At 39.3% G+C, this 15,553-nt stretch carries 14 protein-coding genes; 11 read left to right on the forward strand and 3 right to left on the reverse strand.

The window, feature by feature from the left end:
* Positions 1–466 precede the first annotated feature (466 nt).
* The 8 genes from ccoN (at position 467) to B3E00_RS21005 (ending at position 10,635) form a co-directional block, all read left to right on the forward strand.
* Positions 467–2,608, forward strand: a complete 2,142-nt coding sequence (gene ccoN, locus B3E00_RS20970; RefSeq protein WP_293888555.1) for a cytochrome-c oxidase, cbb3-type subunit I — start codon at positions 467–469, stop codon at positions 2,606–2,608.
* Between the two features lie 4 nt (positions 2,609–2,612).
* The gene (locus B3E00_RS20975; RefSeq protein WP_293888553.1) at positions 2,613–2,810 is read left to right on the forward strand and encodes a hypothetical protein; all 198 of its coding nucleotides are present in this window, start codon (positions 2,613–2,615) and stop codon (positions 2,808–2,810) included.
* Between the two features lie 3 nt (positions 2,811–2,813).
* A complete protein-coding gene (locus B3E00_RS20980) occupies positions 2,814–3,728 on the forward strand; it encodes a cbb3-type cytochrome c oxidase N-terminal domain-containing protein (protein ID WP_293888552.1) in 915 nt (304 codons plus the stop codon).
* A 15-nt stretch (positions 3,729–3,743) separates the two neighbouring features.
* A complete protein-coding gene (gene ccoG / locus B3E00_RS20985; protein ID WP_293881671.1) occupies positions 3,744–5,132 on the forward strand; it encodes a cytochrome c oxidase accessory protein CcoG in 1,389 nt (462 codons plus the stop codon).
* 11 nt (positions 5,133–5,143) lie between these two features.
* Entirely contained in the window at positions 5,144–5,566 is a 423-nt protein-coding gene (locus B3E00_RS20990; RefSeq protein WP_293881673.1) for a FixH family protein, read from the forward strand.
* 9 nt (positions 5,567–5,575) lie between these two features.
* Positions 5,576–6,265 carry a sulfite exporter TauE/SafE family protein gene (locus B3E00_RS20995; RefSeq protein ID WP_293888550.1) on the forward strand — a complete coding sequence of 230 codons (690 nt, stop codon included), beginning with the start codon at positions 5,576–5,578 and terminating at the stop codon, positions 6,263–6,265.
* A gap of 56 nt (positions 6,266–6,321) precedes the next feature.
* On the forward strand, positions 6,322–7,785 hold the full coding sequence (cls, locus tag B3E00_RS21000) for a cardiolipin synthase (protein ID WP_293888548.1): 1,464 nt from the start codon (positions 6,322–6,324) through the stop codon (positions 7,783–7,785).
* A gap of 126 nt (positions 7,786–7,911) precedes the next feature.
* Positions 7,912–10,635, forward strand: a complete 2,724-nt coding sequence (locus B3E00_RS21005; RefSeq protein WP_293939923.1) for a carboxypeptidase-like regulatory domain-containing protein — start codon at positions 7,912–7,914, stop codon at positions 10,633–10,635.
* Positions 10,636–10,834: 199 nt separating this feature from the next.
* On the opposite strand, the gene B3E00_RS21010 is transcribed toward B3E00_RS21005, so the two are convergent.
* The gene (locus tag B3E00_RS21010) at positions 10,835–11,416 is read right to left on the reverse strand and encodes a thymidine kinase (RefSeq protein ID WP_293939924.1); all 582 of its coding nucleotides are present in this window, start codon (positions 11,414–11,416) and stop codon (positions 10,835–10,837) included.
* 234 nt (positions 11,417–11,650) lie between these two features.
* On the opposite strand from B3E00_RS21010, the gene B3E00_RS21015 reads away from it, so the two are divergent.
* Positions 11,651–12,628 (forward strand): hypothetical protein, encoded by a 978-nt coding sequence (locus B3E00_RS21015; RefSeq protein WP_293939925.1) that lies wholly within the window; start codon positions 11,651–11,653, stop codon positions 12,626–12,628.
* A gap of 70 nt (positions 12,629–12,698) precedes the next feature.
* Here B3E00_RS21015 and B3E00_RS21020 read toward each other — a convergent pair whose 3' ends face one another.
* Complete coding sequence (locus tag B3E00_RS21020) at positions 12,699–13,325, reverse strand: hypothetical protein (protein WP_293939926.1); 627 nt, start codon at positions 13,323–13,325, stop codon at positions 12,699–12,701.
* A gap of 204 nt (positions 13,326–13,529) precedes the next feature.
* Here B3E00_RS21020 and B3E00_RS21025 point away from each other — a divergent pair, with 204 nt between their 5' ends.
* Complete coding sequence (locus B3E00_RS21025) at positions 13,530–13,835, forward strand: YbaB/EbfC family nucleoid-associated protein (protein ID WP_209582269.1); 306 nt, start codon at positions 13,530–13,532, stop codon at positions 13,833–13,835.
* A 10-nt stretch (positions 13,836–13,845) separates the two neighbouring features.
* Positions 13,846–14,529, forward strand: coding sequence for a metal-dependent hydrolase (locus tag B3E00_RS21030; RefSeq protein WP_293881687.1), 684 nt, complete (start codon positions 13,846–13,848; stop codon positions 14,527–14,529).
* 72 nt (positions 14,530–14,601) lie between these two features.
* On the opposite strand, the gene B3E00_RS21035 is transcribed toward B3E00_RS21030, so the two are convergent.
* Positions 14,602–15,423 (reverse strand): UDP-2,3-diacylglucosamine diphosphatase, encoded by an 822-nt coding sequence (locus B3E00_RS21035; RefSeq protein ID WP_209582274.1) that lies wholly within the window; start codon positions 15,421–15,423, stop codon positions 14,602–14,604.
* Positions 15,424–15,553 lie beyond the last annotated feature (130 nt).

Genomic DNA, 15,553 nt, shown 5'->3' on the forward strand with positions numbered 1-15,553 from the left:
CGTTTAACTACCTCCATGGCCGTAGATGCGGCTGGTCCATCTGCCATGTTCCGCAACCGGCACTGTCCTCAGTCGCACAGTGCATCTTCATAGAGGTCTGCCGATCAATCTTAGTCCAAACTTGCAATTGTATCGATAGTGGCTATTGCATAACTGAGGCAAAGGTGTGTCTTGAGGAAACAACAACCTTTTTTGGCCGTAATAATAGGTTGACTTATATTAAAAGATCTAGCTGCAAGGTTAGAAAAGTGATTAGCATCACTTTTGACTTCACGATTAATTATAGGAACGCCGGTTCACCATTTTTATTTTTGATAACTTACTTACATTCAGTTGCAAATTGTAGAAACGAAGCGAAAGCCGAGATTAAGCTAAAAGTGATGCACATCACTTTTGTACGCATTGTGCATCATTAGATTGTCATAAAATGCTGCTTACTTTTGAAGCAGAATCAACAATTTAAGTAATGCAGTTAGAGCAATTTAATTACGACAATAAGATTGTCAGAAATTTCGGAATCGCTACCATTATTTGGGGGATAGTTGGTATGACCATAGGATTGCTTGTGGCGACTCAACTTGTTTGGCCTCAGATGAACTTTGGATTGCAATTTACAACATTTGGCCGTGTACGACCTGTACATACCAATGCGGTTATTTTTGCTTTCGTAGGTAATGGTATTTTTATGGGAGTATACTACTCCTTGCAGCGGGTGCTTAAAGCAAGAATGTTCAGTGATGCTTTGAGTAAGCTCCATTTTTGGGGTTGGCAATTAATTATTGTTGCCTCGGCTATTACACTTCCACTGGGTCTTACTTCAAGCCATGAGTATGCCGAAATGGAATGGCCAATTGATATCGCCATTACCCTTATTTGGGTTGTATTTGGTATCAATATGTTCGGCACTATTATCAAACGACGCGAACGCCATATGTATGTCGCAGTTTGGTTCTATATTGCCACGTTTGTTACAGTCGCTGTTTTGCACATTGTTAACTCCATTCAATTGCCCGTAGCGGGCTGGAAAAGTTACTATGTGTATAAAGGTGTACAGGATGCCCTTGTACAATGGTGGTATGGACACAATGCAGTAGCCTTTTTCTTGACGACTCCTTATCTGGGAATGATGTATTATTTTCTTCCTAAAATGGCCAACCGTCCGGTTTACTCGTATAAATTAAGTATTCTTCACTTTTGGTCTTTAATCTTTATTTATATCTGGGCAGGTCCTCACCATTTATTATATACGGCACTACCGGGTTGGGTACAGTCTTTAGGAGTCGTGTTTTCAATTATGTTGATTGCTCCGAGTTGGGGTGGTATGATCAATGGTCTGCTCACCTTACGGGGTGCATGGGATAAGGTGCGGACAGAACCGATGTTAAAATTCATGGTGGTGGCACTTACCTGTTATGGGATGGCAACTTTCGAGGGGCCTATGTTATCCTTGAAACAAGTTAATGCAATTGCTCACTTTACCGATTGGATTGTAGCACACGTACACGTGGGGGCATTGGGATGGAACGGATTTATGACATTCGGAATTTTGTACTGGTTGATACCTCGTATTTATAAAACAGAACTCTACTCTAAAAAACTGGCATCAACTCACTTCTGGATTGGTACACTGGGTATTTTGTTCTATGCAATCCCAATGTACTGGGCAGCTGTAGTACAAGGTTTGATGTGGAAAGAATTTACACCAGAGGGTGTTTTGAAATATCCGAATTTCCTTGCGACGACATTAGAAATTTTGCCGATGCACATGATGCGTGCATTAGGTGGGGCTCTTTATCTGTCTGGTGTGTTCTTGATGACTTTCAACTTGATCAAAACGATGAAAAGCGGAAAGCTTCTGGCCAATGAACCAGCGGAAGCACCTGCATTATTGCCAGTTCAGGTAAACGAACAGTCGCAACACCGTCGCCTCGAACGTAAACCAATTTTATTTATGGTGTTAGCGCTAATTGCCATCCTTATCGGAGGTATGGTCGAGATGGTACCGACGTTTACGATTTCTAAGAACGTTCCCACAATTGCTAGTGTGAAACCTTACACAGCATTGGAATTGCAAGGACGGGATTTGTATGTTAGGGAAGGCTGTGTTAATTGTCATACACAGACGATCCGTCCGTTTAGGTCAGAAACAGCGCGATATGGTGAATATAGTAAAGCTGGTGAGTTTGTTTACGATACACCGTTTTTATGGGGCTCGAAGCGGACTGGACCGGATCTGCACCGGATCGGAGGGAAATATCCGAACAAGTGGCACTTTGACCACTTGATGGATCCAACAATTACCTCTCCTGGAAGTATCATGCCAACTTATCCATGGCTGATCGATCAGAAATTGGACAATTCTATTCTGCAGGATAAAATGAAAGCATTGCGCAAATTGGGTATTCCATATACCGATGCTGAAATTGAACATGCTGAACAGGATCTTACTAAGCAAGCGCAAAAAATTGCTGATGATCTGAAACAAAATCAAGTGAATGTGTTAGCTGATCGTGAGATTGTAGCCGTAATTGCATACTTGCAGCGACTTGGAACAGATATAAAAGCAGCGCCGAAGGTAGCTGATAATACTATTAACGCAAATCAATAAAGCGATGTTTAAGCAAATAACAAATCTAAACGGTAGTGAGCTTTATTTAATCGCATCACTTTGGATCTTCTTGATTTTCTTCATTTCAGTAGCAATAATGTTGTTCCGGATGAAAAAAGACTATGTTACTTATATGAAGGAATTGCCTTTGGAAGAAGACGAAACAGAAAAGGAAATGAATCATTCACCTGAAAGTCTATAATATATGAGTTTATTATTGGATACTGCACCAGCTACCGCAGAAGTTGTTCAATCTACGATAGGATTTGGTACAGATAATTTATACACAGATATCTTAATTATCGTATTGATCGTTGTGATGTTGGCTCTCCTCGCTTCGGCACTGATGGTCAATCGTGCGATGAAATCCATTATTAAGATTACCATGCCTGAATTGGCCAACGAGGAAAAACTCAAAAAGGCAGCAAACAAAGGCTGGATGAAAAGGTCATGGAACAAGATCATGGGGATCAGACCGATTTCAGAAGAGAAGGATATTGTTATAGACCATGAATATGACGGTATTCGCGAATTGGATAATCCGATTCCAATCTGGTTTAATTTCCTCTTTTACGGAACAATCTTTTTTGGTCTTGTTTACTTATTCGTTTATCAGGTCTCTGGTATAGGAATGAACCAAGATCAGGAATATGAACATGAGATGGTCATTGCTGAGAAAGAACGCCAGGCTTATCTCACTGCTTCAGCGAGTAACGTAGATGAAAGTAGCGTGGAGTTTCAACCGGAGTTGGCCGCCGACGGGAAAACTATCTTTACCGCAAACTGCGTCGCCTGTCACGGCGGTAGTGGTGAAGGTGGTATCGGACCGAACTTGACCGATAAGTTTTGGTTACATGGTGGCGAAATTAAGGACATCTTCAAAACCATTAAATATGGTGTTCCTGATAAAGGAATGGTGCCTTGGGAACAAACTTTAAGTCCTGCTCAAATTGCCCAGGTGGCCAGTTATATTGTCACATTAAGGGATACTAACCCTGCTAATCCAAAAGCGCCTCAAGGTGAAGAGGTAAGCTATGGTGGTGGGCAGGCAGCAAGTGGAGAGAAATCAGCGGAGGAAGGTAAAACAGATCAAGCTGAAACAGAAAAAAAAGCAGAGTAATAAATCGAAATAACAATGAGTACAGTAGTATTGAATAATGCCAATAATGGTGGATCTAAGTCAAAAAAAAGACAATGGATTTATGCCAAGAAACCGCAGGGAGAACTTTACAAAAAGAGACAGTGGGTTGGATATTCACTGCTACTGTTCTTATTTGTCGCTCCTTTTATCAAAATAAATGGTGAACCGTTTTTAATGTTTAACATTATTGACCGGAAATTCTCCATCTTAGGAAATCTTTTCTATCCGCAAGACCTATACATATTCGTATTTGGCATGTTGATCGTGATGGTATGTGTGGTTTTGTTTACTGTTGTCTTTGGACGGGTATGGTGTGGGTGGACTTGCCCCCAGACCATTTTTATGGAATTGATATTTAGAAGGATCGAGTATTGGATTGAAGGTGATTGGCAACAACAAAAAAAATTGGATGCAGGTCCCAATACGGATCAAAAGCAGTTTAAGAAATTTTTGAAACACAGCATTTTTCTGATCATATCCTTTTTCATCTCCAATATCTTTTTATCTTACATTATCGGTGTCGATGCCTTGTTAAAGATTATCACTGATCCGCTGGATCAACATATCGGTGGTCTCATCTCGATTACTATATTTACATTGGTTTTCTATGGCGTATTTGCGTATGTTAGAGAAATTGTATGTATAGCAATCTGCCCATACGGCCGATTGCAAGGGGTACTCTTGGACGATCAGAGTATTACAGTAGCTTATGATCATAGACGTGGAGAACCTAGAGGAAAACATCAAAAGGATGTCATGGCACCTCAGGGCGATTGTGTGGACTGCAAGCTCTGCGTCCATGTATGTCCTACAGGAATTGATATTCGAAAAGGCTTGCAATTGGAATGCGTAAGTTGTACGGCATGTATCGACGCCTGTGATGCTGTCATGGACAAAATCGGAAAGCCTAAAAAGTTAATTGGCTTTTATCCAATGGGGGAGATCGAGGGTACGCTCAAGAAAAAAAACAATACGAGAACGATAGCTTATTCTATCGTGTTGGTCGCCCTAATGACTGTCTTTTGTTTTCTATTGTTCAACCGTTCTCAGGTGGATGGAAGGTTACTCCGCGCAAAGGGCAGTACCTACCAGCTTCGTGACGATAAGACAATAAGCAACTTGTATTCTTTGGAATTGATCAATAAGTCTGGCAAAGAAATGCCTTTCAAACTCGTCTGCGATGATCCGCGTTTAAAGATTCAGCTGGTTAACCCTATCCAAAAATTGGATAAAGATGGGCATGCGACAATGAGTTTTTTTCTCATTATCGCGAATAAAGATGTGGAGACTTATAAAAGTAATGTAAAATTAGCGATCTATTCGGGTGATAAGAAAGTGGAAAGTTTAAAAACTACTTTTATAGCGCCTCCGGGTATGAATTAAAATGAAGAAAAATGAATTGGGGTACAAAAATTTTTTTAACCTTGGCGGTATTTATGTTGTGCATAGTCGGAGCGGGTGTCTATATGGTAAGCCATGACTCAGATAGTCTGGAGGAAGATGATTACTACGAACAGGGGCTGAATTATGACCAAGCGTACGATAAAAAGCAGAATGTATTGACTATGAAGGAATCTCCGACTGTCGAAATCAGGAAAGACACCTTGTACATTCATTTTGTCTCTAAAGAAAATAAAGGGAAATTGGTTTTTCGCAAGCCTTCTGATAATCGATTGGATAAAGAATTACCGTTTCAGACGACAGGTAATCTATATACCCTTCCGATCTCCACGTTCGATAAAGGAATGTGGAACCTTTATATTGATTGGAAAAGTGTGGGTAAAGATTTTCTATTTGAAGAGCATATTTTATTTTAGTATAAGGAAATGAGCTATACTTATTTTGCTTTTTTCATGGGATTGTTTGGCAGTATACATTGTGCGGTAATGTGTGGCCCATTGATTTTCGCCATAGAAGGGAGGCAGGATTTGGGGTGGAAAGTTTTCCTAAATAAGATATTATATCAATCGGGTAGGGTACTGACCTATGGTTGTTTGGGGCTTTTACTCGGTACGATAGGGACATTTGCACAAATTCAAGGCTGGCAGCGCACCTTGAGCTGGGTTACAGGAATTATACTGATAGGAATTGCTTTATTTCAGCTAGTCGGTAAGCACAACAAAATGATCGCGAGCTGGCAGACCAAAGCTGTGCAGCCTATTGTACGGTTGTTGTCGAAGTGGTTGTATAAGCCAGGGGGAAGCTTTATAGCCGGTGTGTTGAATGGATTATTACCCTGTGGCATGGTCTATATGGCACTCATGTCTTCCATCAACGCGGATAGTCCACTCCAAAGTTTTTTCTTTATGGTATGTTTTGGTTTGGGAACTATACCGTTGTTGTTTCTCTTTTCTTTTCTTGGCAATTTTTCCCGATCCTTCAAAATTGGATTTTCAAAATGGGTACCTTTTCTATATTTCTTGTTGGGAATATGGTTTGTACTTCGTGGTGCCAATTTAGATATTCCCTATTTAAGTCCATTTATTCATGTTGAGGGTGCAATAAACTGTGTTTGACGACAACGATATGTCGGTACTAAATATTATATTTGGTCAAACCCTTAGCATACAAAATGGAGGTACTTCATCATATCTTACAAATAGTATTACAATATTACTGGATCCCTTTACTGATTCTTTACATTGGTGTAATCGGGACCATCTTGATCGAAAACCGTAATCCATCCAAAACGATTGCCTGGATTATGGTCATTGTGTTCTTGCCCGGCATTGGTTTACTCAGTTACTATTTCTTTGGACAAAAATTTAAAAAGGTCAAAAGAATGAAACGGGTATACCGTGAGCAGTCCAAAAAACTATTGGACGCTTGGCGTAAGGAGTCTGAAATTATGGAGGAACATATCGATACGTTAAATGAACGCATTGGAAGTTTGGCTATGGTGTATCGATATCTCAAAAACCAAAAAATATCTACCTTTTCCCTGAATAACGAGGTGACGCTATTTATCAATGGCGAAGAAAAATTTCCTGTACTTATCGACAGGCTTAAAGCAGCCGAGCATTCTATCCATATGGAATATTACATTTGGGAAATGGACGAAATAGGCCGTGAAATTTTACATATTTTAGAAGAGAAAGCAAAAGCTGGTGTCACTGTGCGTCTGATATTAGACAGCTTTGGTGCGCCGGATGTAATAAAATATTTGCGACGAAATAAACCTGATTTTGAATTTCAAGCCTTTCTTCCCGTTACTTTTAGTTCTTTGGCAAACAGTAACTACAGAAACCACCGTAAGATTGTGGTTATTGATGGTAAAATCGGCTTTGTCGGTGGGATCAATATTTCGGACCGATATATCAATAACGGAAAGAATGGGGTTTACTGGCGGGATACGGCGATGATGGTAATCGGCGCAGCAGTAAATACATTACAGATCCAGTTTTGGAATAGCTGGAATCAGACGGAAGCGGAGTCTTTTGAACTCGGGCGGGGTTATTTAAATCGATTTCCATTAAATCATGAAGATGCCAGTGGAGTAGGGTTTACGGCGAGTGATCCTGGATCGCCAGCACCATTCAATATGGAAGCTATTATCGCAGGTATAAATGAAGCTAAAGAGTATGTACAGTTGTGTACTCCTTATTTTATTCCAAGCGATCAATTGACCACTGCTTTAATGTTGGCGGTTTCGTCGGGTGTTCGTGTGGATTTGATGTTGCCGGCTCAGTCTGATTCGTATTTCGTACAACATGCTTCTTTTTCATTTATCAAACCGCTACTGGAAAGGGGAGTGAATGTTTACCTTTATAAAAAAGGGTTTCTCCATGCTAAAACGATCTGTATTGATGGGAAGCTGGCGTATATTGGTACGACAAACCTGGATATCAGGAGTTTTTATATCAATTTTGAGATTTCAGGAATTATCTCGGATAAAGCACTCTGTGACCGTCTGAATGCGCAGTTTTTGGCTGATATTGAATTTTCAGATCTGATTACAATTCGAAGTTGGATGCAACGAAGCCGTTGGAAAAGGGGGGTCGATTCTATCTGCAGACTATTGGCTCCTTTGCTTTAATGACGTTTGAAAGGGGCTCATGGTTCCAATACCAGATATAATAAATGTTAAAAATGACCTATTGGGGTTGGTCTTTGCCTAAAATTGAATATATTTAGCTATTCATTTTTTATTCTAAGACTTTCCATGAAGCACATAAAACTATTGACTTTATCGATAGGACTATTAGGAATAGGGACGACGTATGCGCAGACCGCACCTACACTACCTATTAATACGATCGTAGAACGAGTTCAAAAATATTTTCAAGTGTACCCCGTTGAAAAGGTACATTTACATTTCGATAAGCCATATTATGCTGTAGGGGATACCCTTTGGTTTTCTACCTATTTATCTCGCAATTTGCCTGAATATGAGCCGAGTAAAATAGCCTACGTGGAGGTGCTGAATAGCCGTGATTCCCTTATCCAGACTCTTCGGATTCCATTGGATAAAGGGGTAGGAAATGGGCAGATTGTGCTTGATCCTCAATTTATGGTTCAGGACAATTATCGGTTTAGAGGCTATACGAAATGGATGGCTAATTTTGATAATGCTTACTTCTTTAATAAAGTAATTCCCATTGGTGACGTAATTAATAAGAAATTGATTACGAATATTGAATTTCAAAATAACATTGGTGGGAATAAGACGCAGGCAGTCATACAGTTTCGCGATCGAACGGGAAAACCGATGATCAATTCAAAAATTAATTGGGAGTTTGTATCGGGCTGGGAAACGTATGACAAGGGTAAAGGTGAGACTGACGGATTGGGGAAAGTAACTATAAATCTGTCTGCTAAGGAAAAGTCGAATTTGGAAAAGGGACAATTGAAAATTAGTATTCAGGAAAATAAAAATGAAAAGCCGCTGTCTAGTTCTTTCTTACTCAAAAATGCCTTATGGGATGCCGACGTACAGTTCTTTCCTGAAGGCGGAGATCTGATCGCAGGCCTGGCTAAAAAGGTCGCATTTAAAGCAGTTGGATCGGATGGCAAAGGGCTAAAGGTTAAAGGCAATATTCTGGATTCAAAGGGCAAGTCCGTTGCTGAGATTGAGGACTTTGGAACCGGAATGGGTTATTTCTCGCTGTTACCTCTTGCTGGAGAAAAGTATCAGGCAGTGATAAAGTTTGACAATGGACAAGAACGCACATATAAATTGCCCGCCGTCGTTACTGATAAAGCAAATGTCGTTTTTGTGAAGCAGGATGCCACGAATGCTGAGTTCGCCGTGGTGACCAGTGAAGAAAATTTCTCAAAAAACCAAAGTCAATCTTATTATGTTTTGGTTCAGTCCAATGGACACCTTTGTTTTGGTGCGCAAGTGAATTTAAAATCTTCCTCAGCGTTAGTTAATATTCCGAAAGAACGTTTACCAAATGGTATTGTCCAGGTAACTTTATTGAGCCCAGAGGGAAAGCCTATCAGCGAGCGTCTGGCATTTGTTCAAAGCGAAAAGCTTTTAAATATCCAAGTCACAAGCGATAAGCAAAGTTATAAAGCCAAAGACTTCGTAAATCTTAAACTTGCGGTGGACAACAATGGACAGAAATTTCCAGGAAGCTACTCGGTATCTGTAATTGATGAGTCTAAAGTTCCCTATAATGATCAGGCGGATCTTTCTATCGTGAGTAACTTTTTACTAACTTCAGACCTGAAAGGGAATGTGGAGAATCCAAACGCCTATTTCGATGAAAAAAATCCCAATCGTGACAAAGCGCTGGATGCGTTATTAATGACACAGGGTTATCGCCGATTTGATTATCCAACGCTTATTTCGGAGAAGTTACCGCAGATTAGTTTTCTCCCTGAGCAAGGTATAGAATTGTCAGGCACTCTTCGGATGAACACAGGGCGTCCTTATCCAAATGGAGGCTTGCTTTTATCGGTTCCTTCCCGTAACATTAAAAAGGATGTGTACACGGATCAAAATGGACGATTCACATTTAAGGATCTGGTCTTTCCAGATTCATCCAAAGTAACGGTAAATGCCCGATCCAATGACAATTACAGGAGTTTGGTTATCAATATGGATCAGAGCTTTTATCCTGAGATCGATAAGAACAATGGGTATAAGAGCTATTTCATACCTAATATAGATCAGGCTTTTGCGCCTTATTTGGCCAATAGCCGAAAAGAATACCGAAAATCCATCTTGCTGGATGAAGTCGAAGTGACAGCCGTAGTGAAAAAGGTAATCACAAATAAAGATTTTCCTTCTATTTCGGGATTGTCGATGCCTGAGCATCGTATTGAACCTGAGCGTTTGACAGGGTGTAATGTATTAACGATGTGCCTCCAAACGGTGTTGACGGGTATTACCTATGATCCGCAGACTTTGAAGTATTATGTTTCTCGCGATTACAATGCAGGTGGGCGTACACCTGTCCAATTCTTTCTAAATGGTATGGCTATTGATGAACCGGGCCTGAATAGTATCAATGTGGCAGATATCGAAGGTATCGAAATTTTCTTGCGCGATGAATTGGGCACAGTCTCCAGAATGTATCAGAATAATGGTGTTGTTTCCATCTATACGAAGAAAGTTGAAGCTAAAAAGCCACGGATGTCGTTGAGTGAGATTGAAAGTATGTTACCTAAATCAAACGTTATCGATATGTATCCTTTGGGCTATATCAAAGAAAGAAAATTCTACGTTCCTAAGTATGATACTCCAGAAAGAAAGGCTGTAAATGATTTGAGAACCACTATTTACTGGAATCCGAAAGTCTCCATAACAGAAACAGGAGAGGCTGCGATTCAATTTTATAATGCCGACGGAAATGGAAATTATAAAGTAATTGTTGAAGGGATGGACCAAACTGGGAATATTGGACGGAAGGTAATAAACTATAGCGTTCAGCCCTAACTATTTCTGTAGGCGATAAAAAAGAGCAGCTCCTTGATGGGCAAGGAACTGCTAACTAACCAATTATAAACCTAAATTATGAAAAGTATTTTGTCGCTATTTAAAGCGTTAATCTTCTATTTGTAAAGTATATTTCAAATTTTATGCCAAACTGTATTTGTATATTTTTTGGCAGATTTTTATTGAATGCTTCTCAAAATCACTTAGTCAAATTAAAATAACAATGTCTGCACCGAGGTTCGTAGGCCTCTTTTTCACCTAAAAGTACTGTTGCTGTCTCATTGGTCAGGCGATAAGAATAATTTGCCGGAGCCCCGCATTGCATGCACACCGCGTGCACTTTTGTCACATGTTCGGCTACCGCCATAAGATGTGGAATTGGGCCAAACGGCCTTCCTTGATAATCCATATCCAGTCCTGCCACAATTACTCTAACACCACTGTTTGCCAATTTGACACATACCTCTGTCAAACCGTCATCAAAGAATTGCGCCTCATCGATTCCGACCACTTTAGTGGATGAACTTAAGAGTAGGATAGCGGAAGAATGATCGACAGGGGTTGATGGTATGCTGTTACTATCGTGTGAAACGACTAATTTCTCGTCGTATCGCTTGTCAACGGATGGTTTAAATATTTCAACATTCAGACGTGCATACTGCGCTCGTTTTAGTCTGCGAATCAATTCTTCTGTTTTGCCTGAAAACATGGAACCGCAGATAATTTCAATGCTACCATATTGAGCGGGGCGCAAAGCCAAATTATGTTCGGAAAAAAGCATTTGATTAATTTAATTTTGTCGTGAGGTCTACAAATAAGGTGATATTCGTATAATAACCTGCTACTATATTCTGTTTTTGACGCTGCTAATATCAGAATTAAATATTAAATTTGGGTAGCAAAAAAGTGAATGTAAATCCAAATATTTATAAATCAAAGGTTTGAGTTTTCCACTTTTAGGTTAGTTGAGGGTATAGGTATGATAAACGATTAATTGGTGATTTCAAATATAATTATGGGTACTCAGGAAGAAATTTTTAATAAGATAGGTGATTTATTACAGGATTTAAATGGACAGTATTTGACCTTGTCAGAACAAGATGATTTGTCCGAAATTAATGAATTAGTCCTATTGGAGGCTAAGGCGCAAACTGTGACAGCCTATATAACGCTACTCAAGACAAAGACTGTCCTTCGTGAAAATCAATCGCAGCCTCCATTAAATTCAGCTGCATTGGAAAGTAAGAAGATTGCATTCAACGATTATTTCACACCGCCTTCTACCCTTAGAACAACGGCGCAGCAATTTGTCGCTGAGCAGCCCGCAAAAGTAGTTCAGGAGATCCAGGAGGTTGAAGATATTAAATCCGTGAAAGAAGATAATGTGGTGGAAGAGAGAGAGAGACCAGTAACTTACGAAAGAGAACCATTGAAACCGGAGGTATCTAATCCTGTTGCCGTTGAATCTGTAGATTCTCGTGTTACAGGATCTCAGGTGGATGAGCCGTCTTATCAGGTCGAAAAGCAAGCAAACTCACACATAGAAGAAGCAAATGTCTTTGTTAAAGAAGTTGTTGAAGAACCCAAAGAAGTCATTATTGAGCAGCCCAAGGAAGTTTTTATTCAGGAAGAAATCAACACTGTAGCTGAGGAAGTTCCTGCTCGACCATTAACGTTAAATGAAATCATCTCTCAGCAGAAACAAGCGGGAGTGCAAAACCGCGTCTATCAGGTAAATCAATCTGGAAGTAATGATAAACTCACGGATATTAAAACAGGTATAAGCTTAAATGATAAACTTTTGTTTATTAAGGATTTGTTTAATGGCTATAGCTTGGCTTATAGCGAGGCAATTGAATTATTAAATAGATTTACAAGCTATGCGGAAGCCGACGCGTTTTTACAAACAAATTATGCGATTAAAAATAAGTGGGCGGATAAACCAAATACTGTTGAAAAATTATACGATGTCCTGCGCAGAAGATATAACTAAAATATCAAAACATTAGAAAAACAGCTCTCACATTATCGGAGCTGTTTTTTTTGTCTATATTTCAGGTTCATTAGCTTAGTTGAAATTGTAACCAATCATTTCCTTCATGACCATATACAAAGTATTTGGGCTGGAGAATTTCGGCTAATGATTCGAGTTCCTTTAAATAATTGTATCCCGGAATCTGTGCAAATTGCTTATCGGTCATAATAAAGACCTGATCGAGCTCGATAGCTTTGGATGAAGTGATAGCTGGCGTATTCAACAATTTAGGTAGCTGGATAAACGTTTGTTCGCCATGGCCAATGACAATGATTTTGTCGGCTTCATTTTCAGTCGTCACTGGAATACCGCCTGCAATTTTTATGGCTTCATGTAGATAAGCAGAACGGTTAATTTCAAGAGGTTCGATCTGATCTACCACCAAGACTTTAGGCCTGTCAGTAGCTGAGATAAACTTAAGTTTATGGATGAGGATATTCGTTTCATCTTCAATTTTTTCAATGAATGTAGCGGTTTTATCACCAGCATTGAGATCATTGCCGATGCCTTTGACATAAGTGATCATATCATCGATATCCACGATTTGAGGCTGAACTGAAAGTAATTTGTTATAAGTTTCCGCTGGAATAGCTGCTGAATTTAGGTTCAGCTGGTCCAAAATATGGGCGACAAGTTTTTCTTGATTGCTTTGCATACTACAAAAATACAAAACCTTCACGACTTCGTAGACACCAAGAGCAATGAAAGCGAACTGAAGGTTCTTTCTAACCAATAAGAACAGCCAATTTCTGAAAAAAGCCAATTTCAAAAAAAAAGGGGGAGTATTAGAGAAAGTAAATTAGCCATAGTAGGTATACACATATTTTTGTAAATTGGCATAAAATAAATGCTATAAAATATGTTTGACAAATTATTTGAGGCCCAACAAAAGGCAGAGGAGATCAAGAAAAGACTGGATTCAATTTCCGTTTCCGGTGAGGCGGAAGGTGGATTAATCCGTGTGGTGGCGACAGCAAATAAAGAGATAAAAGAGGTGATCATCGATCCTGTATTTTTATCAAACGCGGATAAGGAAGAACTGGAAGAATTACTTGTGGTTGCTTTGAATAAGGCTATTGTTCAAGCTGAGAATATCAGTCAGGCTGAAATGCAGGCAGCGAGTAAGGATATGTTGGGGGGACTGGGCGGATTATTTAATCAATAAGGTGATCATCATGAAAGCGACATATTACGGACAGTCTTGCGTGGAGTTTGATTTTGATGGGATAAAGGTACTTATGGATCCATTTGTCACCTTCAATCCACTGGCAAAAGAAATCGACGTCAATGCGATTAAACCAGATTATATCTTTTTAAGCCACGGACACCAGGATCATGTAGCCGATATGGCTACGGTTCAAAAAAATAGTAATGCTACTGTTCTAGCGATTGTTGAAACTGCAGACTGGGTCCGCAGACAGGGAGTCCCCGATGATAAAGTCATCGAGTTTAACTTGGGTGGAACTGTTCAGCTGCCATTTGGTTCGGTAAAGATGGTCTATGCTGCGCATACCAATAGTACACCTGACGGTCAATACGGAGGGTTTCCAGTAGGTTTTGTTTTCAATGTAAAAGGCAAACGAATTTATTTTGCAGGGGATACGGCTTTAACCATGGAAATGAAATTATTGGCTGAAATGAATCTCGATTGGGCCTTTTTACCGATAGGAGGCCATTACACTATGGACGTGGATGATGCAGTCAAAGCGGCTGAATTTGTGAACTGCGCCCGGGTAATCGGAATCCATTACGATTCGTTTCCGCCAATCACTATCGATAAACAACAAGCTTTGGATAAATTCCAAAATGCGGATATATCATTGTCATTACCTGAAATCGGTACGACAGTTGAGCTTTAAAGTCAAAAAAGCCGAGCTAACTCGGCTTTTTGTTTTAATTATGCAAACTTTTCAGATTTAAGGTCTTTGTATCTATGAGGATATGACAATTTTTTTAAGATCTTCCAAACTGAATAGGGGAATGTCAATGATTTTGTTTTTAAGGATTTGTTCTTTGTTTTCTTCAAAATAGAACAATTTCCATTCACCATTTTTATATTCTAAACTACTGAGGTTTTCAATCCAATCACCGGAATTCATATACGTACAGGTTCCTTTTCGCGTAATGACTTCTTTGATTTGAGGTTGATGTATGTGTCCACAAATAACAAAATCGTAGTTTTTTTCTATGGCTAACTCGGTTGCTGTATGTTCAAAATCCGATATATATTTGACTGCCTTTTTAACAGAGTTTTTAATTTTTTTTGATAGGGAGAATTTCTCCTTACCCATTTTGTCCAGACAGTAATTAATAATGTTATTGAGCTGTATAAGTTTATCATAACCCCATCCACCCAGTTTTGCCAACCATTTAGAATGATGAATGGAAGCGTCAAAAACATCCCCATGAAAGATCCACACTTTTTGGTTATTGAGGGAGAGAAGTAGTTTATTGCTCAGCTTGATATTACCTAATTTTAGGTCTGTAAACTTGCGCAACATTTCATCGTGATTGCCCGTGATGTAATGTACTTCTGTACCTGAAGAGCTCATGTCAATAATTTTTTTGATGACTTTGAGATGTTCTTGTGGAAAGTAGCTTTTTTTAAATTGCCAAATGTCTACGATATCGCCGTTCAATATCAATATTTTGGGAGATACTGACTCCAAGTAAAGTAAAAGTTCTTTTGCTCTACTGCCGTAGGTACCTAGGTGTAAATCTGAGATTACAAGTATATCAAGGCTTCTTTTCATTTGCAATAAATTATTTTATTTATCTCTGTTTAGAAAGATGACTCAACCTGAGTTGAACCACAATAATTTCATTCGATAAATCTATTATCTTCTATTACAAAAGAAAGATACATTTATTTTGTACCGATGA

This window comes from Sphingobacterium sp. UBA5996, from assembly GCF_002429765.1.
Lineage (GTDB): Bacteria > Bacteroidota > Bacteroidia > Sphingobacteriales > Sphingobacteriaceae > Sphingobacterium.